The 22002-nt window shown below is 68.1% G+C and carries 21 protein-coding genes; 10 read left to right on the top strand and 11 right to left on the bottom strand.

The features are described from left to right. Positions 1–15: 15 nt before the first annotated feature. Positions 16–1176, bottom strand: a complete 1161-nt coding sequence (gene sucC / locus ACYVKR_RS21420) for a succinate--CoA ligase subunit beta (RefSeq protein ID WP_460482999.1) — start codon at positions 1174–1176, stop codon at positions 16–18. Between the two features lie 436 nt (positions 1177–1612). Between sucC and argC the strand changes: the two genes are divergently transcribed. The 3 genes from argC to ACYVKR_RS21405 all read left to right on the top strand — a co-directional run bounded on the left by argC (position 1613) and on the right by ACYVKR_RS21405 (position 3898). Beyond that, a complete protein-coding gene (gene argC / locus ACYVKR_RS21415) occupies positions 1613–2545 on the top strand; it encodes an N-acetyl-gamma-glutamyl-phosphate reductase (protein WP_460482998.1) in 933 nt (310 codons plus the stop codon). 158 nt (positions 2546–2703) lie between these two features. Continuing rightward, entirely contained in the window at positions 2704–3618 is a 915-nt protein-coding gene (gene yddG, locus ACYVKR_RS21410) for a drug/metabolite transporter permease (protein WP_460482997.1), read from the top strand. A 121-nt stretch (positions 3619–3739) separates the two neighbouring features. Continuing rightward, entirely contained in the window at positions 3740–3898 is a 159-nt protein-coding gene (locus ACYVKR_RS21405) for a hypothetical protein (RefSeq protein WP_460482996.1), read from the top strand. Positions 3899–3907: 9 nt separating this feature from the next. Here ACYVKR_RS21405 and ACYVKR_RS21400 read toward each other — a convergent pair whose 3' ends face one another. Continuing rightward, positions 3908–4765: a fumarylacetoacetate hydrolase family protein gene (locus ACYVKR_RS21400; RefSeq protein ID WP_460482995.1), complete on the bottom strand. Its 858-nt coding sequence runs from the start codon at positions 4763–4765 to the stop codon at positions 3908–3910. A 183-nt stretch (positions 4766–4948) separates the two neighbouring features. Here ACYVKR_RS21400 and ACYVKR_RS21395 point away from each other — a divergent pair, with 183 nt between their 5' ends. Together ACYVKR_RS21395 and ACYVKR_RS21390 are read left to right on the top strand one after the other, a co-directional pair. Then, the gene (locus tag ACYVKR_RS21395; protein WP_460482994.1) at positions 4949–5881 is read left to right on the top strand and encodes a hypothetical protein; all 933 of its coding nucleotides are present in this window, start codon (positions 4949–4951) and stop codon (positions 5879–5881) included. A 114-nt stretch (positions 5882–5995) separates the two neighbouring features. Then, the gene (locus ACYVKR_RS21390; RefSeq protein ID WP_460482993.1) at positions 5996–6622 is read left to right on the top strand and encodes a LysE family translocator; all 627 of its coding nucleotides are present in this window, start codon (positions 5996–5998) and stop codon (positions 6620–6622) included. Between the two features lie 7 nt (positions 6623–6629). Here the strand turns inward: ACYVKR_RS21390 and ACYVKR_RS21385 are convergent, their stop codons facing one another. The 3 genes from ACYVKR_RS21385 to recA all read right to left on the bottom strand — a co-directional run bounded on the left by ACYVKR_RS21385 (position 6630) and on the right by recA (position 9256). Further along, the gene (locus ACYVKR_RS21385) at positions 6630–7604 is read right to left on the bottom strand and encodes a type 2 periplasmic-binding domain-containing protein (RefSeq protein ID WP_460482992.1); all 975 of its coding nucleotides are present in this window, start codon (positions 7602–7604) and stop codon (positions 6630–6632) included. 98 nt (positions 7605–7702) lie between these two features. After that, complete coding sequence (gene recX / locus ACYVKR_RS21380; RefSeq protein WP_460482991.1) at positions 7703–8164, bottom strand: regulatory protein RecX; 462 nt, start codon at positions 8162–8164, stop codon at positions 7703–7705. 9 nt (positions 8165–8173) lie between these two features. After that, positions 8174–9256 (bottom strand): recombinase RecA, encoded by a 1083-nt coding sequence (gene recA / locus ACYVKR_RS21375; RefSeq protein WP_460482990.1) that lies wholly within the window; start codon positions 9254–9256, stop codon positions 8174–8176. A gap of 140 nt (positions 9257–9396) precedes the next feature. Between recA and ACYVKR_RS21370 the strand changes: the two genes are divergently transcribed. Then, complete coding sequence (locus ACYVKR_RS21370) at positions 9397–9897, top strand: MarR family winged helix-turn-helix transcriptional regulator (RefSeq protein WP_460482989.1); 501 nt, start codon at positions 9397–9399, stop codon at positions 9895–9897. A gap of 277 nt (positions 9898–10174) precedes the next feature. On the opposite strand, the gene ACYVKR_RS21365 is transcribed toward ACYVKR_RS21370, so the two are convergent. From ACYVKR_RS21365 to ACYVKR_RS21345, 5 genes are read right to left on the bottom strand one after another with little or no spacing between them, the layout of a single operon-like run. After that, entirely contained in the window at positions 10175–11563 is a 1389-nt protein-coding gene (locus tag ACYVKR_RS21365; RefSeq protein WP_460482988.1) for an FAD-dependent oxidoreductase, read from the bottom strand. A gap of 5 nt (positions 11564–11568) precedes the next feature. Next, entirely contained in the window at positions 11569–12174 is a 606-nt protein-coding gene (locus ACYVKR_RS21360; protein ID WP_460482987.1) for an HD domain-containing protein, read from the bottom strand. A 14-nt stretch (positions 12175–12188) separates the two neighbouring features. Next, entirely contained in the window at positions 12189–13637 is a 1449-nt protein-coding gene (phnY, locus tag ACYVKR_RS21355; protein WP_460482986.1) for a phosphonoacetaldehyde dehydrogenase, read from the bottom strand. Positions 13638–13657: 20 nt separating this feature from the next. Next, positions 13658–14890: an alkaline phosphatase family protein gene (gene phnA, locus ACYVKR_RS21350; RefSeq protein WP_460482985.1), complete on the bottom strand. Its 1233-nt coding sequence runs from the start codon at positions 14888–14890 to the stop codon at positions 13658–13660. A gap of 1 nt (position 14891) precedes the next feature. Beyond that, complete coding sequence (locus ACYVKR_RS21345; protein WP_460482984.1) at positions 14892–15674, bottom strand: phosphonate utilization associated transcriptional regulator; 783 nt, start codon at positions 15672–15674, stop codon at positions 14892–14894. Positions 15675–15825: 151 nt separating this feature from the next. Here ACYVKR_RS21345 and ACYVKR_RS21340 point away from each other — a divergent pair, with 151 nt between their 5' ends. The 4 genes from ACYVKR_RS21340 to ACYVKR_RS21325 all read left to right on the top strand — a co-directional run bounded on the left by ACYVKR_RS21340 (position 15826) and on the right by ACYVKR_RS21325 (position 20987). Continuing rightward, entirely contained in the window at positions 15826–16866 is a 1041-nt protein-coding gene (locus ACYVKR_RS21340; protein WP_460482983.1) for a type 2 periplasmic-binding domain-containing protein, read from the top strand. Between the two features lie 83 nt (positions 16867–16949). Beyond that, positions 16950–18077 carry an ABC transporter ATP-binding protein gene (locus ACYVKR_RS21335; RefSeq protein WP_460482982.1) on the top strand — a complete coding sequence of 376 codons (1128 nt, stop codon included), beginning with the start codon at positions 16950–16952 and terminating at the stop codon, positions 18075–18077. After that, positions 18074–19810: a putative 2-aminoethylphosphonate ABC transporter permease subunit gene (locus ACYVKR_RS21330; protein ID WP_460482981.1), complete on the top strand. Its 1737-nt coding sequence runs from the start codon at positions 18074–18076 to the stop codon at positions 19808–19810. The genes ACYVKR_RS21335 and ACYVKR_RS21330 overlap by 4 nt, the downstream gene beginning before the upstream one ends. A 43-nt stretch (positions 19811–19853) precedes the next feature. Beyond that, positions 19854–20987: a 2-aminoethylphosphonate--pyruvate transaminase gene (locus ACYVKR_RS21325; RefSeq protein ID WP_460482980.1), complete on the top strand. Its 1134-nt coding sequence runs from the start codon at positions 19854–19856 to the stop codon at positions 20985–20987. A gap of 58 nt (positions 20988–21045) precedes the next feature. Here ACYVKR_RS21325 and ACYVKR_RS21320 read toward each other — a convergent pair whose 3' ends face one another. Further along, positions 21046–21846 (bottom strand): IclR family transcriptional regulator, encoded by an 801-nt coding sequence (locus tag ACYVKR_RS21320; RefSeq protein ID WP_460482979.1) that lies wholly within the window; start codon positions 21844–21846, stop codon positions 21046–21048. Positions 21847–22002 lie beyond the last annotated feature (156 nt).

The raw sequence follows: 22002 nt of genomic DNA, 5'->3' as shown, positions 1-22002 counted from the left end.
TTGCTGCTCCTGGGCTTACTTGACGGCGGCGACGATCTTGGTGGCGGCTTCGGCCATCGTGTCGGCGCTGATGATGGGCAGGCCGGATTCGGCCAGCATCTTCTTGCCCAGTTCTTCGTTGGTGCCCTTCATGCGCACGACCAGCGGCACGCTCAGGTTCACGGCCTTGCAGGCGGTGATCACGCCGGTGGCGATGGTGTCGCACTTCATGATGCCGCCGAAGATGTTGACCAGGATGCCCTTGACCTTGGGGTTCTTGAGCATGATCTTGAAGGCTTCGGTGACCTTCTCGGGGGTGGCGCCGCCGCCCACGTCCAGGAAGTTGGCCGGCTCGCCGCCGAACAGCTTGATGGTGTCCATGGTGGCCATGGCCAGGCCCGCGCCGTTCACCAGGCAGCCGATGTTGCCGTCCAGGCTGATGTAAGCCAGGTCGAACTTGGAGGCCTCGACTTCAGCCGGATCTTCCTCGTCCAGGTCGCGCAGGGCCACGATCTCGGGGTGGCGGAACAGGGCGTTGGAGTCGAAGTTGAACTTGGCGTCCAGCGCAACCACGTTGCCCTTGGAGTCGCGATTCAGCGGGTTGATCTCGACCAACGATGCATCGGTGTCCATGTAGCACTTGTAGAGCTTCTGGCAGATGTCGATGAATTGCGCGGTGGAGTCGGCAGGCATGCCGATGCCCTGGGCCAGGGCTTCGCCGTTGGCCTGGGTGAAGCCGGCGAGCGGATCGACCATCACGGTCACGATCTTCTCGGGCGTGGAGTGGGCCACTTCCTCGATGTCCATGCCGCCTTCGCTCGAAGCGATGAAGGCAACCTTCTGCGTGGCGCGGTCGGTCACGGCGGACAGGTAGTATTCCTTCTGGATGTCGGCGCCGTCTTCGATGTACAGGCGACGCACCTTCTGGCCTTCGGGGCCGGTCTGGTGGGTGACGAGCTGCATGCCCAGGATCTGGCCGGCCAGCGCCTTGACGTCGTCGATCGTCTTGGCCACCTTCACGCCGCCGCCCTTGCCACGGCCACCGGCGTGGATCTGCGCCTTGACCACCCACACCGGGCCGCCAAGTTTCTGCGCGGCTTCTACCGCCTCTTGCACCGTGAACGCGGGGATGCCGCGGGGCACGGGCACACCGAACTGGCGCAAGATTTCCTTGCCTTGGTATTCATGAATTTTCATGATTGCTCTCTCAAACGATGGTGAAAACCTGGCGGGGCCATGCCTGCAAAAAACCTGCAGCGCACAGGGTGCAGTGGCCTAGCAGGCCGCGAATTTACCATGCTGCACCGCGCAAATGCTTGCGCAGACTGCGTTCCAGGCCCTGCCGGTACGTGCATTCCGGTAAGGACATCTACGTAATTACTATGTTATTGATAGCTATATGCACTGATATCCACTGCGAATGAGGCCCATTCCATCAAAGAATATGCTCACCCTGCGGTGATTCCTGGCCTGCCTGGGCCCGGCCATGCAAATGCCCCACTAATCCACGAAGCCATGCAGGGGTTTTGGCGGCGGGGCAACAGCGATCTGCGGTATTGCGCTACGCCTGCAACGCATTTGTCGCACAATAAGCGTTTACTTCGGCAATCAGGTTTTCCCCAGGAGCGTAGCAATGGCAAAAGTGTTCATCGACGGCGAAGCAGGCACCACCGGTTTGCAGATCCGCGACCGCCTGGTCGACCTGCCCGGCGTGGAGCTGGTGAGCATCGCTCCCGAGCTGCGCAAGGACCCGGCCGCCAAGCGCGCGCTGATCGCCGGCGTCGACCTGGTCATCCTGTGCCTGCACGACGACGCGGCCCGCGAGACGGCCGCGCTGGTCGATGCCATCGAAAAGGAAACCGGCCGCACCATCAAGATCATCGACGCCTCGACCGCGCACCGCACGGCCGACGGCTGGGTCTACGGTTTTCCAGAACTGGCCGCCGGCCAGGCCGAGGCCGTCAAGGGCGCGCGCCGCGTCTCCAACCCCGGCTGCTACGCCACAGGCGCCATCGCCCTGCTGCGCCCGCTAGTGGATGCAGGACTGCTGCCGGCTGATGCGGCGGTGTCGCTGCCCTCGGTGTCGGGCTACAGCGGCGGCGGCCGCAGCATGATCGAGACCTACGAAGCGGGCACCGCTGCGCCCTACGAGGCCTATGCGCTGGGGCTGACGCACAAGCACATCCCCGAGATCCTGAAGTACACGGGCCTCGCCCGCCGCCCGGTGTTCATCCCCGCGGTGGGCAACTTCGCGCAGGGCATGCTGGTGCAATTGCCGCTGCACCTCGACCTGCTGCCCGGCGCGCCCACGGCCGCCGCCGTGCACGACGCCTATGCCGCGCACTACGGCAAGACCAACCTGCCCGAGCAATGGGTGAAGGTGCTGCCGCCCACCGATGACGGCAAGCTCGCCGCCGACACGCTGGCCAACACCAACAACCTGGAGATCCGCGTGTTCGCCAACGAGCAGCACCGCCAGGCCGTGGCCATCGCCCGCCTGGACAACCTGGGCAAGGGCGCCAGCGGCGCCGCGGTGCAGAACCTGAAGCTGATGCTGGGCTTGTGAGCGGCGTACCGCGCCTTCCTGAAAGCGGCCTGCGGGCCGCTTTTCATTTATTGATAGCTGCTGACGCTTGCCATATAACGATTTCAAATGATTTTTCACTTGAAATCCTGACATGACAAGCGCCAGCAGCTCCTGTTTTTGACATCCCCACTCTTGCCATGACCACCGCCGACCGTTCCCCCGAGGCCCTGCGCCGCGCCACCGCCATCGGCCTGGTCGCCGTGCTGTGCTGGAGCAGCACCGTGGGCCTGATGCGCTCGGTGTCCGAATCGCTGGGCGCGCTCGGCGGCGCGGCCGTGCTCTTCAGCGTCAGCGCCACGCTGGTGCTGCTGGTGCGGGGCGTGCCCAGCCGCCAGCAGCTGCGCCAGGCCTCGCGCATCTACCTGCTGGGCTGCGGGCTGCTGTTCGCGCTGTACGAGATCTGCCTGTCGGTGGCGATCGGCCTCGCGCACGACCGCCAGCAGACCATGGAGCTGGGCATGATCAACTACCTCTGGCCCAGCCTGACCATCGTGCTGGCCGTGCTGTGCCGCCAGCAGCGGGCGCGCTGGTGGCTGTGGCCGGGCGTGCTGCTGTGCCTGTGGGGCCTGTCGCTGGTGCTGGGCGGCGACAGCGGTGCCACGCTGGCCGAGGTGGGCGGCCACGTCGCCGCCAATCCGCTGGCCTATGCGCTGGCGCTGGGCGCGGCGCTGATGTGGCCGGCCTACTCGGTGCTGGCGCGCATGTACGGCGGCGGCCTCAATGCCGTGGGCCTGTTCCTGCTGCTGACGGCCACGCTGCTGTGGCTGCAATGGCTGGCGCTGGCGCCGCCGCCCATGGCCTGGAGCTGGAGCGTGGCCGCGCAGGTGCTGGCCATCGGCGCCAGCACCGCGCTGGGCTATGTGTGCTGGGAGCACGGCATCCAGCGCGGCCACCTGGCGGTGCTGGCAGCGGGCTCGTACTTCACGCCGGTGCTGTCGGCGCTGTGGGCCAGCCTGTGGCTGGCGGTGCGTCCGGGCTGGTCGTTCTGGCAGGGCGTGGCGCTGGTCACGCTGGGCTCGCTGGTATGCTGGTGGGCCACGCGGCGCCAATGACCTGCCGGTGCCGGTGGACATGGCGCGCCGGCCTGTACGGCGGCCGGTGGCTCGGTTAAATTTCACCGCCCAGGAAACCTATGCCGCGCACTGCGCCGCGGCCCCCACCGGAGACAAGAAAATGGACTACACCCGCCCCAACCACATCCCCACGCCCGAGGAAGAGGCCGCCGAGGAACGCACCGAGTACCTGATGCTCAAGTGGTTCGCCGTGCTGGCCATCATCATCGTGGTGATGACCGCGGTGGTGTTCAGCTCCAAGATCACCGGCGCGGCCTGACGACCAACCCTAGGCTTCTTCGCGCGACCAGGCGCGGGTCACCTGGGTCTGCACGCCCAGGCCCTCGACGCCCAGGCGCATGGTGTCGCCGGGCTTCAGGTAGACCGGCGGCTTCTGCCCCAGGCCCACGCCGGGCGGCGTGCCGGTGCTGATGATGTCGCCCGGCAGCAGCGACATGAATCCGCTGATGTAGCTCACCAGCGTCGCCACCGAGAAAATCATGGTGCGCGTGCTGCCGTTCTGGAAGCGCTTGCCGTTGACCTCCAGCCACAGCGCGAGGTTCTGCGGGTCGGCCACCTCGTCGCGGGTCACCATCCACGGGCCGATGGGTGCAAAGGTGTCGCAGCCCTTGCCCTTGTCCCACTGGCCGCCGCGCTCGAGCTGGAATTCGCGCTCGGACACGTCGTTGACCACGGTGTAGCCGGCCACGTAATCCATCGCCTCGGCTTCGGACACGCACGAGGCCTTCTTGCCGATCACCACGCCCAGCTCCACCTCCCAGTCGGTCTTGACCGAGCCACGCGGGATGACCACCGCGTCGTCCGGCCCGGTGATGGACGAGATGGGCTTGAGGAAGAGGATGGGCTCGGCCGGGATGGGCGAGCCGGTCTCGGCCGCGTGGTCGGCATAGTTCAGCCCCACGCCGATCACTTTGCCCACGCGCGCCACCGGCGGGCCGTAGCGCACCGGGCCGCTGACCAGGGGCAGGCCGGCCGCATCGAGGGTGGCGAGCCTTTGCAGCGCCTCGGGCGCCAGCGCCGCGCCGTCGATGTCGGCCAGCTGGGCCGACAGGTCGCGCAGCTGGCCCTGGGCATCGATCAGGCCCGGCTTCTCGTGGCCGGCCTGGCCGTAACGTACCAATTTCATTGCAAGGTCTCCTGGGGAAAAAGGCGATGCTAGCTTTTCGGCATCGGCCCCATGGCGCCCCGGATTGATAATTTTTTCCGATTCCAGACGTTGAAACCAAAGGTTTCAATAATTCAGGCCTGCGGACCGCCCTCGCCCGGCCTGCAATGGCACACTGCGCGCTTTCTTTTTGGGAGCAGGGATATGTTGCAGAGATTGGAAAGCGGGCTGTTGTTTCTGGCGCGGATCGTGATGATCGCGCTGGTGCTGCTGACGCTGGCCGGCCTGGTGGCGTGGCTCGTGGCAGAACTGCCGGGCAAGAGTGACAAGGCGGACGAAGCGCACGCCGCCAGCACCGTGCAATGGTCGGACGTGAAGATCGACGACGCCGATCTCAAGCGCACCACCTACTCCGATTTCGACTACAGCTTCAACGATGGCAATGTCGACATGGCCGAGAGCTACCGCAAGCTGGCCGCCGATGCCGCCGCGGTCCAGGCCTTTGCCCGGGTCGATGCGCTGCTGCGCGGCGCCATCGAGCGCAAGCCGGCGGCCCGCGCGGCGCTGGAGGAGACCCAGTATGGCAGCGGCCTCGCACCCGCGCAGACGCTGGGGCAGATCGTCAAGGCCTGGGAGGACGACCCCGGTGTTCCGGCCGTCGATGCGTCCGACGACGCCGCATCGGCCGCTGCCGCTGCCGCCTCCGCCAGCGAAGGGAGCGAAACGCATGACGCGGTCTCCATCGGCAAGGAGCTGCTGGAGCGCAGCTACGCCGTCATGGAAGGTCATGGCTACGACGCCGGCCGCGCCTTTGTGCTGGGCGCGCCCGCGGCCTTCGAGACCCTGCTGGCGGACCCCAGGGTGCAAAAGGGCATCGACCGCCAGACCGCCTCCTACGTGGTGAACAACCTGCTGATGAACTACCACATGGCCTTTTCCAGCAAGGCCTCGGAAGCCCGCGAAAGCAGCAGCGGCGCCACCACCGCCTGGTTCCACCGGCTGATGGAGCCGTCCAACCTGCTGATCCTCTCCATCATGCTGTGGTCCTTCGTGCTGATGATGATGGTCGTGGTGTTCCTGCGCATCGAGCGCTACCTGCGCGGCATGGCGGCCCCGCGTGCCGCAGACCGTCCGTAGGCCACGGCCATGCCATGAAGGGAGCCCCGGGCTCCCTTTTTTTGTCGCCGCCGCATCACTGCGCTGCGAAAAACGCATGAACCCCGGCCGCGCGAAGTGGAACAATCAGCCGCCATGGCATACCTTTCCTCGCTGCTGCTCATCGCCGGCATCTACCTGGCGGTGCTCGCCAGCCCCGGGCCCAATTTCTTCATCCTGAGCCAGATGGCGCTCGAAGGCCGCCGGCAAGAGGCGCGCCAGGTGGTGCTGGGCCTGGTGACGGGATCGGTCTTCTGGGTGACGGTGGCGCTGGCCGGGCTGTCCACGCTGCTGGGCCAGCACCCCTGGCTGACCACGGCCGTGCGCCTGCTGGGCGCGGCCTACCTGGTCTGGTACGGCGCGCAGCTGCTGCGCGCCGCCCTGGCGCCGCGGCCTGCCGCCGCCGACGCACCCGCCGCCCGGCATGCCACGCCATGGGCCGCCTACCGCACCGGCCTGCTGACGGGCATGACCAACCCCAAGGGCGCGGCGTTCTGGACCAGCGCGTTTGCCGCCATCTTTCCCGTAGGCGCACCTGCGTGGTTTTATGCGGCCACCATCGTGCTCGTCACCCTGCTGTCGCTGGGCTGGCACTGGGGCATCACCGCCGTGTTCGGCACGCCCGCGCTGCGGTCCGGCTACCTGCGCGTGGAGCGCGGCGTGAACGGGCTGGCGGGCATGGCGCTGGTGGCGCTGGGCATCCAGCGCTGCCTGGCGCGCTGATCCGCTCCTATTGCCGGGGAATGCCGGCGCGCTCGATCACCGCACCCCAGCGCCGGATCTCGCCGGCCAACAGCGTGGCCTGCTGCTCGGGTGTGCTGCCGCGCGCCTCCACGCCCAGGCTGCGCAGGCGCTGGCGCACCTCAGGCGCGGCCAGCGCGGCCTGGGCCGCCTGGTTCAGCCGGGCGATGGTGGCGGGTGGCGTGCCGGCCGGGGCGGCCAGCGCATTCCACGAAGCCACCTGAAAGCCCTTGGCGGCCGCACTGCTCTCGGCCACGGTGGGCACGCCGGGCAGTTCGGGCGCGCGCTGCCCGCCCATCACGGCCAGTGCGCGCAGCGCCTTGCCGCTGACCTGGGGCAGCACCGGCGCGAGGATTTCCACCGCCGCGTCCACCTGCTTGCCGCGCAGCGCATTCACCACGGCCGGCGAGCCGTTGAACGGCACGATCTGCACGTCGATGCCCAGCGTGCTCTTGAACAGCTCGGCCGCCAGGTACTGCGTGCTGCCGATGCTGATCGTGCCGATATTGAGCCGGCCGGGCCGGGCCCTGGTCTGGGCGACCAGCTCGGGCAGCGAGCGGATGGGGCTGTCGGCCGCCACCAGCACGGCCAGGTCGAAATAGCCCAGTGTGGAGACCGGCGCGAAATCGCGCACCGCGCTGTACGGCAGCGACTTGAACAGGCCCTCGGCCACCGCGTTGGCGTTGGACATGAGCAGCAACGTCAGCCCGTCGGGCGCCGCATGGGCCACCTGCTCGGCCGCCACCACGCCGCCCGCGCCGGGCTTGTTCTCGACGATGATGGGCTGCCCGCCCATCAGCTCGGTCATCTTCTGCGCCACGCTGCGCACGGTGAGGTCGGCCACGCCGCCGGGGCCGAAGGGCACCACGATGCGGAGGGGCTTGGTCGAAAGGGGCTGCGCGCCCGCCGCCGGCGGCAGGGCGGCCAGCGCCAGCAAGGCGCCGGCAAAGCATCGTCTTTGCATGCGGAGATCTCCTGTGGAGCCCCTACTCTGGCCGCAATCGGCGGCCATGGGCACTGCCCCGGGGCTTCTAGCTGGTATGCGTGCGCGGCATGGAGGCGCTATGCGCCATCGTCCTCGTCGCCTGCACCGCCCAGCACCTTGCGCACCACGTCGCCGCCAAAGCCGCGGCCGAGCAGAAAGCGCATCTGCTTCGCCCGCTCCTGTGGCGTGGCGGGCGGGGCGTCGAAGCGGCGGCGCCAGACCTCGCGGGCGCGCTGCAGTTCGGTGGAACGCAGCTGCTCGACGGCCGCGCCGATCAGCTCGGCATCCAGCCCCTTGCTGCGCAGCTGCTGCGCCACGCGGGCCGCGCCGTAGCGCTGGGCCTTGCTGTGCACGACGGAGTCGGCCACGCGCTGCGGGTTGATGAAGTCGCGCGCCTCCAGCTCGTCGAGCAGCGCCGGCAGGTCTTCGTCCTCCTGCACATGCGGCGCGAGCTTGGCCTGCAGCTCGCTGCGCGAGTGCTCACGCAGCGCCAGCAGGCGCAGCGCGCGGCCCTTGAGCGAGAGCCTGGCAAACGACATGCGCCGGCCTTACTTGGACTTTTCCTTCTCTTCCGGATCGGGAATGACGCCGTCGGTCGGCATCAGGGCGATGCCCAGGCTGTCGCGCACCTTGTTCTCGATCTCGATGGCGAGGTCGCGGTTCTCGCGCAGGAATTCGCGCGCATTGTCGCGGCCCTGGCCGATCTTCTCGCCGCCGTAGGCGTACCAGGCGCCGCTCTTCTCGATGATGCGCGCGTTCACGCCCATGTCGATGATCTCGCCCTCGCGCGAGATGCCCTCGCCGAACAGGATGTCGAACTCGGCCGTCTTGAACGGGGGCGAGACCTTGTTCTTCACCACCTTGACCTTGGTTTCGTTGCCGATGGCCTCGTCGCCCTTCTTGATGGTGCCGGTGCGGCGGATGTCGAGGCGCACCGAGGCGTAGAACTTTAGCGCATTGCCGCCGGTGGTGGTTTCGGGCGAGCCGAACATCACGCCGATCTTCATGCGGATCTGGTTGATGAAGATGACCATGCAGTTGGTCTTCTTGATGGTGGCGGTGAGCTTGCGCAGCGCCTGGCTCATCAGGCGGGCCTGCAGGCCGGGGAGCTGGTCGCCCATCTCGCCCTCGATTTCGGCCTTGGGTGTGAGTGCGGCCACCGAGTCGATGACGATCAGGTCCACGGCGCCCGAGCGCACCAGCGAGTCGACGATCTCGAGCGCCTGCTCGCCGGTGTCGGGCTGGCTGATGAGCACTTCGCCGAGGTTCACGCCGAGCTTCTGGGCGTAGCTGGTGTCGAGCGCGTGCTCGGCGTCGATGAAGGCACAGGTGCCGCCCTGCTTCTGCATTTCGGCGATGACCTGCAGCGTCAGCGTGGTCTTGCCCGAGGATTCGGGGCCGTAGATCTCGATCACGCGACCGCGCGGCAGGCCGCCGACGCCCAGCGCGATGTCGAGGCCCAGCGAGCCGGTGGAGACGACCTGGATGTCCTGGATGGCCTCGCCTTCGCCCAGCTTCATGATCGTGCCCTTGCCGAACTGCTTCTCGATCTGGGCCAGCGCGGCCTGCAGGGCCTTGGCCTTTTCGCTGTTGTCGGCGGTGGATTTGGCGTTCTTGGTGGCGGCGTCCATGGAGTGCTCCTTGAAGGGTGAGAGGGTTTGCATGCACCTGAATGGATCGACAGGCTGGATGCTTGAACAGTAGTTTATGCGACCTATACTTTGCCGGAAACCCTCTTTTTAGTCAGTTTGCCTGACTAAAATCAAGCTCTATGCACCCCCTGCAACCCACCACGCCGGCCTCGGACGCCTGGCGCCAGACCCACCTGGGCCGCCTGCTCGGCCATGCGATGCGCCGCTTCGATGCGCGCGTGCTGCAGCTGATGGCGCGCGACATCGATGTGCCGCTGGCGCTGTCGAATCTGGCGGCGCGCGACCAGGTGAGCGCCGCGCACATCCACATCACGCGGCACCTGTCGCTGGCCGGCGACCGGCTGACCGACCTGGCCGAGCGCGCGGGAATGAGCAAACAGGCCATGGCCAGCCTGGTCGACCAGTGCGAGGCCTGGGGCCTGGTGCGCAAGGCCGCCGACCCGCACGACGCGCGGGCGCGGCGCGTGCAGTTCACCGAGACCGGGCTGCTGTGGCTCAAGGCCTTCGAGCTGGCGGTGGCGCAGGCCGAGGCCGAGTTCCGCGCCGAGGTGGGCGAGGACGTGGCGGCCGTGGTGGCGCTGGGGCTGGAGGCCTATGCGGGCGGCGCGCCGGGGTTTTGACAAAAATCATAGCTGCTAGCGCTTGTCATTCAACGGATTCAGATAGAAATCACATTAAATTCCAATAGCAATGAGCGCCAGCAGCTCTTGTTTTTGATCAGGGATGCTCTTCATGAATCGAGCGGAAAGCAGGCGCTGCGGATCGGGATGGGCTGCAAGGGGGCGGCCCCCCGCGCGCAAAGCGCAGCGATAGCCGTAGCTATCGCGAGCATTTGCAACGCCGCAGACCGCCCGAGTCCGCAGATGCATGCGACGCGACGATTCGTGAAGAGCCTCCCTAAGCCTTGTCGGCCTTGCCCGCGGCGTTGGCCAGCTTGCTGAGCTGGCGGTCCAGCCACCAGGGGGTGCGGTCCTCGTCCTCGGCGCGCTCCTTGCGGCGGATGGCGTTGCGCACCACGATGGAGCCGGCATAGCGCAAGGGCTCGGGCGGAAAGCTGCCCAGCGGCCCGCGCGCGAGCGGGCTGCGCGTCCAGGCGTTGTCCTGGCCGAGCACCAGCGACGACAGCAGTTGCCCGCCCATGTAGGTGGGCCCGACGCCGTTGCCCGAGTAGCCGAAGCCGTAGTAGATGTGCGGCGCGCCATCGAGCCGGCCGAAGAAGGGAAAGCCGGTCACCGAGCGGTCGGACGGGCCGTTCCAGCTCGCGGTGACGGGCACGCCCTTGAGCGACGGGAAGAAGCCGTGCAGCGCCTGCGTCAGCTCGGCCTCGTAGGGCGAGCGCTCGTCGAACACCGGCGCGATGCGCCCGCCGCGCGCAAACGTGTTGCCGCCCTTGCCGAGCATGAGGCGGCCGTCGGCCGAGGTGCGGTAGTAGTAGACGAAAGTGCGCGAATCGAGCACCGAGACGCCATCGGCCAGGCCCGCCGCGCGCAGCAGCTCGGGGCAGCGCTCGGTGATGATCATGTCGCTGGAGACGATGGCGATGCTGCGCTCGAACTGCGCGAAGCTGCTGGCCATCCACGCGTTCATCGCCAGCACCACCTTGGGCGCGGTGATGCTGCCGCAGGGCGTGCGCACGACGGCGGGCTGGCCGCGCTCCAGCGCCACCATGGGGCTGCGCTCGTGGATGCGTATGCCCATCTGCAGCGCCACGCGGCGCAGGCCGCGCACCAGCTTGCCGGGGTGCACGGTGGCGGCGATGGGCGAGAAAACGCCAGCGAGGTTGCGCGCCGAGCCCGAGCGGCGCGCAACCTCTTCAGGCGGCAGCTCCTGGTAGGAGTTGATGCCGCGCTCGGCCAACGCCGCGATCACCGGCGCCAGCGTGCCGATCTGCGCGCGCGAGGTGGCGGTGTAGAGCGTGCCGTCGCGGCGGAATTCGGCTTCGATGCCGTGCTCGCGCACGAAGCGCTCGATGTGGCCGACGGCATCGTCCGCGGCGCGCACCAGGCGCACGGCCTCGGCCTCGCCGAACAATCGCCGCAGCGTGAAGAACTTGGCCGACCAGGTCAGCAAACAGCCGCCGTTGCGCCCGCTGGCGCCGGCGCCGCAGAGGTCGCTCTCGACGATGGCGATGTCGAGCTGCGGCTGCTGCTGCTTGCACTGGATCGCCGTCCAGAGGCCGGTGAAGCCGCCGCCGACGATGCACACGTCGGCCTGCTGCGCACCCTGCAGGGCCGGAGCCAGCGCCCCGTCGTTGAACAAGGCCTGCTCGATCCAGAAGGGGCGCATGGTGCTTACTCCGTGGCGGTGGCGAATGTGGCAGAAGGTGCGGCGGCGGCGCGCTGGGCGCGGTGCTCGTCCGCCGCGAGGACGAGGTGGCGCACGAAGTGCGCGAGACCGGGCACCCGGGCGTCGGCCGACTTGGCCAGGTCATCCCAGCGGCGCAGCGCCACGGCATCGAGCGCATAGGGCTGCGCGCCGAAGGCTTCGGCCTGGGCCGCGTCGAACACGCCGCCCTGCAGCACCAGGCTGCGCGCCGAGTCGGGCGACAGCGCTTCGAGGTAGCCGGGCTCGCGTGCGCACAGGTAGCGCTTGGCATCGACGTGCAGGCGGATGGGCGCGATGGTCGCCTCGCCGAACAGCCCGCGCAGGAAGGGGATGCAGCGGTACTGGTGCAGGTCGTCCACGCCGGCCTGCGTGGGCGAGCCCGGCAGGTCGTGCAGCAGGTGGCCCAGGTCGTGCAGCAGCGCGGCGGCGATCAGCGCGCTGCCCGAGCCCGCCTGCTCCGCGTAGTGCGCGGACTGCAGCGCGTGCTCCAGCTGCGTGACGGGTTCGCCGTCGTACTGCGCGTGGCCCTTGGTCTCGAAGAGGTGGACGATGTCGTCGATGCTGAGACTCATGGCTTGGCCTCGGCTCACCAGGGCAGCGAGTAGGTCTTGGTGTTGCAGAAGCTCTTCATCGCCTCCAGCACGCCTTCCTTGTAGCCCAGGCCCGAGTCCTTGATGCCGCCGAACGGCGTCAGCTCCAGCCGGTAGCCGGGCACCTCGCGCACGTTCACGCTGCCCACGTTCAGCTCGCGGATGAAGCGGGTGATGTAGTCCAGCCGGTTGGTACACACCGACGACGACAGGCCGTAGGCCGTGCCGTTGGAGATGCGGATGGCCTCGTCGATGTCCTTGAAGCGGATCACCGGCGACACGGGGCCGAAGGTCTCGTGCTTCACGACCGTCATCTCGGGCCGCACATGGTCGAGCACGGTGGGCGCGTAGAGCGCGCCGCGGCGCACATGGCCGGCCAGCAGTTTGGCTCCCTGGGCGATGGCTTCGCTGACCACCTGCTCGAAGTGGATGGCGGCCTCCTCGTCGATCACCGTGCCCATGTCGTTGTGCGGGTCCATCGGGTCACCGTACTTCAGCGCCTGGGTCTTCTGCACCAGCAGCTCGACGAACCGGTCGGCCACCGCCTCGTGCACCAGCATGCGCTTGACGGCGGTGCAGCGCTGGCCCGAGTTCTTGTACGAGCCGCTGGCGGCCAGCGTGGCGGCCTCCTCCACGTCGGCGTCTTCCATCACGATGATGGGATCGTTGCCGCCCAGCTCCAGGATCTGGCGCTTGTAGACCGCCTTGCCGGCGATGTACTTGCCGATGGCCACGCCGCCGGTGAAGGTGACGAGGTCGACGTCGGGGTGGGTGAGCATCTCGTCGGCGATCTCGCGCGGATCGCCGGTCACGACCGACAGCATCTGCGGCGGCAGGCCGGCTTCATACAGGATGTCGGCCAGCACGTAGGCGGCCAGCGGCGTCTTCTCGCTGGGCTTGAGCACCACGCGGTTGTTGGTCGCCACGGCCGGCGCCACCTTGTGGATCACCTGGTTCAGCGGGTGGTTGAAGGGCGTGATGGCGGTGATCACGCCCAGCAGCGGCTCCTTGGTGGTGTAGACCTTGCGGCTCTTGCCGTGGTGCGTGAGGTCGCACGAGAACACCTGGCCGTCGTCCACCAGCGCCTGGTTGGCGGCGAACAGCAGCACATCGGACGCGCGGCCCACCTCATACAGCGAGTCCTTGCGGCACAGGCCCGATTCGAGCGTGATGATGCGCGAGATCTCGTCGAGGCGCGAGGCGATGATCTCGCCGGCGCGCATCAGGATCTGGTAGCGCTCGTAGCGCGTGAGCGTGGGCTTGTAATCGCGGGCGATCTGGTAGGCGCGGCGCACGTCGCCCAGCGTGGCCTTGGGCACGGTGGCGATCACTTCGCCGGTGTAGGGGTAGGTGACATCGATCACCTCGTCGCGGTAGACCTTCTCGCCGGCGATGCGCAGGGCTTCTCGGCGGATCTCGATGGGTTTGGCTTGGGGCAGGCTCATGGCTCGTGTCTCCGGATGGGTCAGGCGGCGGCGTGGTTCAGGGCGAGATCAAGGGCATCGAAGTTGCGCAGCCGCCGGCTGCTGGCGATGCCGCTGACCGGGCGGTTGCAGATCAGCGGCACGCGCTGCTCGGAGATGCCGCCGTGCGAGCGCAGCGGTGCGTCCAGCCCCGACAGGTCGTGGCGGCTGGCCGCGGTGCCGAGCACGGTGCTCTGCTCGCTGACGACGACGATGTCGCCTATGCGGTCCGCCGGCAGCTCGAATTTTTTCGCGGCCTCGGCGCGGGTCAGCGCCAGCTCCACGCCGGGCAGCTCGCGGATGCGGGCGATCCATTCGGCGGCGGTGGCCTCGTCGGGCGCATAGATGGTGGCGTACGAGCCCAGCGCGCCGTGGTGCACCACATAGGGGTCGGTGATGGGCAGGATCACGCGGGCGCGCTCGGGGCCGTACCAGGCGTCGAGCTGGTCCTGCAGGTAGATGACCTTGGGGCTGCCGTCGGCGCTGTGCTTGTCGTTCATGCCGTGGTCGGCGGTGAGCACGATGGTGGCGCCCAGCGCGTCGAGCTGCGCGAGGTACTTGTCCATCATGGCGTAGAAGGCGTTGGCGGCCTCGCTGCCCGGCGCGGCCTTGTGCTGCACGTAGTCGGTGGTCGAGAGGTACATCAGATCGGGCCGGCGCGTCTCCATCAGCTTGACGCCGGCGGCGAACACGAACTCGGACAGCTCGGCGCTGTAGACCGAGGGCACAGGCATGCCCACCAGGTCGAGCACGCCGGTGATGCCGTGCTCTTCCTGCGTCACCTGGTCGGCCTTCTCGGACGAGAAGCAGATGCCCTGCATGCGGTTGCCCAGGAGCTTGCGCAGCTTGTCCTTGGCGGTGACCACGGCCACCTTGGCGCCCGCGTCGGCGAAGGCCGCCAGCACGGTGCCGGCGCGCAGGTACTTGGGGTCGTTCATCATCACTTCCTCGCCCAGGTCGCGGTCGAAGAAGTAGTTGCCGCAGATGCCGTGCACGGCCGGCGGCGCGCCGGTGACGATGGACAGGTTGTTCGGGTTGGTGAACGAGGGCACCACGCAGTCGGCCAGCAGGTCGGCGCCCTGCGAGCGCATGCGCGCCAGGTACGGCGCCACGCCGGCCGCCACGGCCGCGTCGAGGTAGGCCGGCTCGCAGCCGTCCACGCACACCACCACCACGGGGCGGGGCATCCAGCGGTAGCTGCGGTTGTTGACTTCGATGGTCTGGGGGGTCGTCATCTCAGGCTTCCTTGGTGGGTGAAGAGGTATCCGCCGCCGGGGCGTCTGCGGCCGGCGCTCCGGTGGCCGGCTGCTGCGGCGCGTCCGGATTCGTGTCGTGGGCCGGGCCACGGCCCAGGGCCTTGTGCATGCGGGCGCGGCTGTCGGCCACGTGCTGGCGCAGCACCTGGCCGGCGCGCCCGGGGTCGCGCGAGGCGATGGCATCGACGATCTCGCGGTGCTCGTCGGCCGACACGCGCAGGCCGCCGCCGCCGGCCAGCGCCCGCAGGCGGAACAGCGACAGCTCCTTGATCAGGCGCTGGTAGGTCTCGGTGAGCTTGGCGCTGCCCGCGGTGTCCAGCAGGATGTCGTGGAACTGCAGGTTGAGCTGCGCGTACTGCTCCAGCTCCTGCGCCTGCGCGGCCACGCGCATGGCCTCGGTCATGGCCTTGAGGCGCTCGATGCCGTCGTCCGTGATGGCGCGCGCCACGCGCCGGCCGATGATCTCCTCCAGCGCCTCGCGCAGTTCGTAGATCTCGTCGGCCTCCTCGAAGGCGATCTCGCGCACGAACATGCCGCGGTTCTTCTCGGTGCGCAGCAGGCCGGCTTCCTCCAGCGCGCGCAGCGCCTCGCGGATGGGCCCGCGGCTGGTGTTGAAGCGCTGCGACAGCTCGCTCTCGTTGAGGCGGCTGCCCACGGGCAGCTCGCCGGTCATGATCAGGCGCTCGATCTCCTCCTGCACCAGCATGGGCAGCGAGCTCGATTGCAGGAAAGCCAGGGCGGAGGGGGGTTGTTTCGAGTCCATGGATGCCATTGTTCTGCGTCGATTGCAAACTGTCAACAGTTTTCTATTGACAGTCTTCAGTTCACAATCTACATTGCATTCCACCGGCACTCCACGACTGTCGGCGGGGCCGCAAGAGTCCTGTATTACAGAACCAACAGGAGACAAGACGATGAAAACCACCACCGGCGCAAGCCGCATCACGATGGCCCTGTGCGCTGCGGTGCTGGGCCTGGCCGCGGGCGCGGCGGCCGCCCAGCAGCGCACGCCGCTGCTGGTCTACACCGCGCTCGAGACCGATGCGATGAAGCTGTACAAGACCAGCTTCGAGAAGGCCAACCCCGACATCGAGATCAAGTGGGTGCGCGACTCCACCGGCATCATCACGGCCAAGCTGCTGGCCGAGAAGGCCAATCCGCAGGCCGACGTGGTCGCCGGCGTGGCCGCCAGCAGCCTGGCGCTGCTGCAGCAGGAGGGAATGCTCCAGGCCTACGAGCCCAAGGGCTTCGACAAGCTCACGCCCGCCTACTCCGACACCGCCCGGCCCCCGGCCTGGGTGGGCATGGACGTGTGGGCCGCGGCCATCTGCTTCAACACGGTCGAGGCCAAGAAGCGCGGCCTGCCCAAGCCCGAGACCTGGAAGGACCTGGCCAAGCCCATCTACAAGGGCGCCATCGTCATGCCCCACCCGGCGTCCAGCGGCACCGGCTACCTCGATGTGTCGTCGTGGCTGCAAATGTGGGGCGACGCCGACGGCTGGAAGTACATGGACGCGCTGCACGAGAACATCGCGCAGTACGTGCACTCCGGCTCCAAGCCCTGCAAGCAGGCCGGCGCGGGCGAGTTCCCCATCGGCATCTCGTTCGAGTTCCGCGCGCACCAGGTGCTGCGCTCGGGCGCGCCGGTGGAGCTGGTCTTCCCCAAGGAAGGCCTGGGCTGGGACATCGAGGGCACGGCCATCATGAAGACCACCAAGAAACCCGAGCTGGCCAAGCGCGCGGCCGACTGGTTCGCAAGCAAGGAAGCCAACGAGGTCACCGCCAACTGGTGGGCCGTGGTGGCCTACCCCGGCGTGGCCAAGAAGCTGGAGGGCATTCCCGAGAACTACGAGCAGCTGCTCGCCAAGAACGACCTGAACTGGGCCGCGAAGAACCGCGAGCGCATCCTGGCCGAGTGGAGCAAGCGCTACGAGGGCAAGGCCGAGGCCAAATAGGTAAGCAACCAGGCGGCGTGCCCGCCATCCATCGCCCCGCGGCCTGCGCCGCGGGGGCCCTTCCACCCACGATGAGCCCCACCATGGATATGACCGCCGCCAAACTGATCGCCGAGGCCATGAGCACCACCCCCGCGCTCGAAATCACCGGCATCCACAAGAATTTCGAGACCTTCAGCGCGCTGCGCGACGTGAACCTGAGCGTGCGCCCGGGCGAGATGCTGTGCTTCCTCGGCCCCTCGGGCTGCGGCAAGACCACGCTGCTGCGCATCATCGCCGGGCTGGAAACGCAGAGCTCGGGCCGCATCGTGCAGAACGGCCGCGACATCTCGTGGCTGCCGGCCGACAAGCGCGACTACGGCATCGTGTTCCAGTCGTACGCGCTGTTCCCCAACCTGAGCATCGCCGACAACGTGGGCTACGGCCTGGTCAACAGCCGCATGAAGAAGGCCCAGGTCCAGGCCCGCGTCGCCGAGCTGCTCGCCCTCGTGGGCCTGCCCACCTCGGGCCACAAATACCCCAGCCAGCTCTCGGGCGGCCAGCAGCAGCGCGTGGCGCTGGCGCGGGCGCTGGCCACCAACCCCGGCCTGCTGCTGCTCGACGAGCCGCTGTCGGCGCTGGACGCCACCGTGCGCGTGCGGTTGCGCGCCGAGATCCGCCGGCTGCAAAAGCAGGTCGGCATCACCACCATCATGGTCACGCACGACCAGGAGGAAGCGCTGTCCATGGCCGACCGCATCGTGGTCATGAACCACGGCGTGATCGAGCAGGTGGGCACGCCCATGGACATCTACGAGCGGCCGGCCACGCCCTTCGTCGCCGACTTCGTCGGCAAGGTCAACGTGCTGCGCGGCGAGGCGCTGGGCGGCAAGCGCTTTCGCGTCGGCGAGATGGAGCTGGAGTGCGAGGCCTGCGACAGCCAGTTCGAGCCCGGCCAGGAGGCCTGCCTCTACCTGCGCCCCGAGGACCGCGTGGTCGAGAACCTGCAGCCCCACACGCCGCACCGCCTGAACGCCTTGATTACCAAGGTGGAGTTTCTGGGCGGCCTGTGCATTGCCGATGTCTGCTGCGACGCGCTGGACGGGCAAAGCCTGGGCCTGCACTTCTCGCTGAACCAGATGCACGACCTGGACATCCGCGAGGGCCACCGCATCGACCTGGCGCTGCGCGCCCACCGCATCCGCGTCTTCGCACCCCGGGCGGCCGCATGAGCAGCGCCACCGCAACCGCCGGCCGCGTGCCCGCCTCTGCCCCCGCCATGCCCCGCCTGCAGTGGAGCCGCGATGCGCTGATCGCCCGCGCCGTGCTGCTCGCGGTGATGGCGCTGCTGCTCACCTTCCTGCTGGCGCCGCTGGCGTCCATCCTGGTCAACGCAGTGCTGGACAAGGACGGCCGCTTCGCTGGCATGGCGCACTTCGTCACCTACTTCCAGACCCCGAGCCTGCTGCGCGCGGCCTGGAACTCGGTGTGGGTCGCCGCCGTGGTGGCGCTGATCTCGGTGCCCACCGCCTTCGTCTGCGCCTATGCGCTGACCCGCACCTGCCTGCCCACGCCGTTCAAGGCCACGGTGCGGCTGATCGCGCTGATCCCGCTGCTCGCACCCTCGCTGCTGTCGGCGATCTCGTTCGTGCAGTGGTTCGGCAACCAGGGTGCGCTCAAGTTCCTGCTGGGCGGCGCCTCGATCTACGGCGCGCCGGGCATCATCCTGGCCGAGGTCTACAACACCTTCCCGCATGCGCTGATGATCCTGGTCACCGCGCTGTCGCTGGCCGACGGCCGCCTGTACGAGGCCGCCACCGCGCTGCGCACGCCGGGCTGGCGCCAGTTCACCACCATCACGCTGCCCTCGTGCAAATATGGTTTGATCAGCGCCGTCACCGTGGTGTTCACCTACGTGGTCAGCGACTTCGGCGCGCCCAAGGTCATCGGCGGCAACTTCAACGTGCTGTCGGTGGACGTGTTCAAGCAGGTGGTCGGCCAGCACAACTTCTCGATGGGCGCGGTGGTGGGCCTGCTGCTGCTGGTGCCGTCCATCGTGTCGTTCAGCATCGACTACAGCGTGCGCCGCAAGCTCAAGGCCCAGCTCACCGCGCGCTCGGTGCCCTACGTGCCCAAGCCCCACCGCGTGGGCGATGCACTGCTGGCGCTGTTCTGCGTGCTGGTCTGCGGCCTGCTGCTGGCCACCATCGGCATGGCGATCTACACCTCGGTCATCAAGCTCTGGCCCTACGACCTCACGTTCACGCTCAAGCACTACCACTTCGCGCTGGTCGAGAGCGACATGGCCGATGCCTACACCAACAGCCTGCTCGTGGCGCTGTGCACCGCGGCGATCGGCTCGGTGATCGTGTTCCTCGGCGCCTACCTGATCGAGAAGACGCGCAACCTCGGCTGGATGCGCCCCGCCATGCACCTGATGGCCGTGCTGTCCATGGCCGTGCCCGGCTTGGTGCTGGGCCTGGGCTACGTGATGTTCTTCAACCACCCGGCCAACCCGCTGAACGTGCTCTACAACACCATGGCAATCCTGGTGGTGTCGATGGTCGTGCACTACTACACCTCCAGCCACCTCACGGCGGTGACGGCGCTGCAGCAGATCGACAACGAGTTCGAGGCCGTGTCGGCCTCGCTGAAGGTGCCGTTCTTCAAGACCTTCCTGCGCGTGACGGTGCCGGTGTGCCTGCCCGCCATCCTCGACATCGCGCGCTACTTCTTCGTGGTCTCGATGGCCAGCCTGTCGTGCGCGATCTTCCTGTACACGCCCGAGACCATCCTCGCGTCGGTGGCGATCATGCACCTGGACGAGGCCGGCGACATCGGCCCCGCGGCGGCGCTGGCGAGCCTGATCGTCGTCACCTCCACCATCGTCTGCATCGCCTACTCGCTGGCCACGCGCGTGCTGCTGGCACGCACCCAGGCCTGGCGCCACCTCGGCCGCGGCTGAACCACCGGTTTCCCCCTTCCCCTCCCACCCACTGGAGTCCTCCATGAGCCAAGCCCCCTACCCCGTCCTGCTCACCCCCGGCCCGCTGACCACCTCCGACCGCACCCGCCAGGCCATGCTGCGCGACTGGGGATCGTGGGACGCCGACTTCAACCAGATCACCACCCGCATCCGCCAGCGCGTGCTCGACATCGTGCACGGCCAGGGCACGCACGAATGCGTGCCCATGCAGGGCAGCGGCACCTTCTCGGTCGAGGCGGCCATCGGCACGCTGGTGCCCCGCAACGGGCATGTGCTAGTGCCCAGCAACGGCGCCTACTGCGCGCGCCTGGCCCGCATCTGCCGGGTGCTGGACCGCAAGGTGACGACCATCGACTACAGCGAGGAGCAGCAGGTGCGCCCCGCCGACGTGGACCGGGCGCTCGCCGCCAACCCGTCCATCACCCACGTGGCCCTGGTGCACTGCGAGACCGGCGCCGGCGTGCTCAACCCGCTGCACGAGGTGGCGCAGGTGGTGGCCCAACATGGGCGCGGCCTGATCGTCGATGCGATGAGCTCGTTCGGCGCGCTGGAGATCGATGCGCGCCAGACCCCGTTCGATGCGGTGATCGCCGCCTCGGGCAAGTGCCTCGAAGGCCCGCCCGGCATGGGCTTCGTGATCGCGCGCCGCAGCGTGCTCGAGCAATGCGAGGGCAACGCCCATTCGCTGGCGCTCGACCTGTACGACCAGTGGATCTACATGCAGAAGACCACGCAGTGGCGCTTCACGCCGCCCACGCACATCGTCGCGGCGCTGGACGAGGCAATGACACAGTACCTGGACGAAGGCGGCCTGCCGGCGCGCGGCGGCCGCTACGCGCGCAACTGCCGGGCGCTGATCGACGGCATGCGCGCGCTGGGCTTCCGCACCTACCTCGACGACGATCTGCAGGCGCCGATCATCGTCACCTTCCACGCGCCGGCCGATCCGGCCTATGAGTTCAAGGCCTTCTACCAGCAGGTCAAGCAGCGCGGCTACATCCTCTACCCCGGCAAGCTGACGCAGCTCGAGACCTTCCGCGTGGGCTGCATCGGCCACTTCGGCGAGGCCGGTATCCCCGGCGCGGTCGCGGCCGTGGCCGACGCCCTCCAGGCCATGGGCGTGCGCCAGATCGCGGCCGCCGAGATGGCGGCCTGATCCCGCGCGCCGCCACCACCGGCCCCCTCGCCGCGCCCTGCGGCGACGGGGCCGTTCTTCATTCGCCCTCCAGCCTGGCCAGCGCCTCGGCGGCCTTGCGCAGCGCGGGCAGGTACTTGTCCACCGTATCCACCGGCAGGCGCAGCGACGGCCCCTGCATCGCCACGCCCAGGTTCGACAGCCCGCTGGCCGACGGCACCAGCACCGCGAAGCACACCAGGCCGTGCAGGAATTCCTCGTTGTCGATGCCGTAGCCGCGCTTCTTGGTCTGGGCCACCTCCTCGTACAGCGCCTCGGGCGTGACGATGGTGTTGGGCGTGTAGCGCTCCAGCGACGCCGCCTCGACCAGGTGCTTCTGCTGGCGCGGCGCCAGCTGCGACAGGAACAGCTTGCCGGTGGCCGAGCAGTGCGCCGGCACGCGCGAACCCTGCTGCAGGAAGAAGCGCAGCGGCGCCATGGTCTCCACCCGGTCGAGGTAGAGCACCTCGCCGCTCTGGAACGAGGTGAGGTTGCAGCTCTCGCCCACGGCCTCGCGCAGGTCGCGCAGCACGGCGTGGCGCGCGGCGTAGAGGCTGTCGCGCAGCAGCAGGTCGTTGGCGATGCGGCGCATGCGCGGCGCCAGCACGTAGTGGCGGTCGTCGCCGTCGCGCTGCACGATGCCGGCGGCCTCGAGCTGCTGCAGCACGCGGTGCACGCTGGGCTTGGGCATGCCGGTCTCGTTGACGATCTCCTGCAGCGTGAAATGGCAGGACAGGCGCGCGATGGCCTCCAGGAACAGGAACAGCCGCACCGTCGGTGTCGCGGTATAGGAGCTGTTCTCGTCGTCGTGCTCGTCCCTTGCCATTGCTTGCCTTTTCATGCGGGTTGCCTTCGTCGGGGTTGGGGAAAGTGCCTACCACGCCGTTTATACAAAAAACGTAGCTGCTCGCGCTTTCCATGCATTGGTTTCAGATGGTTTTATATCCAAAAACCTTGCAGATCAAGCGCCAGCAGCTCTCATATTCTTGGATCCAGC

It is taken from the genome of Comamonas humi (assembly GCF_054782535.1).
This window is presented reverse-complemented; position numbering and strand designations above follow the sequence as displayed.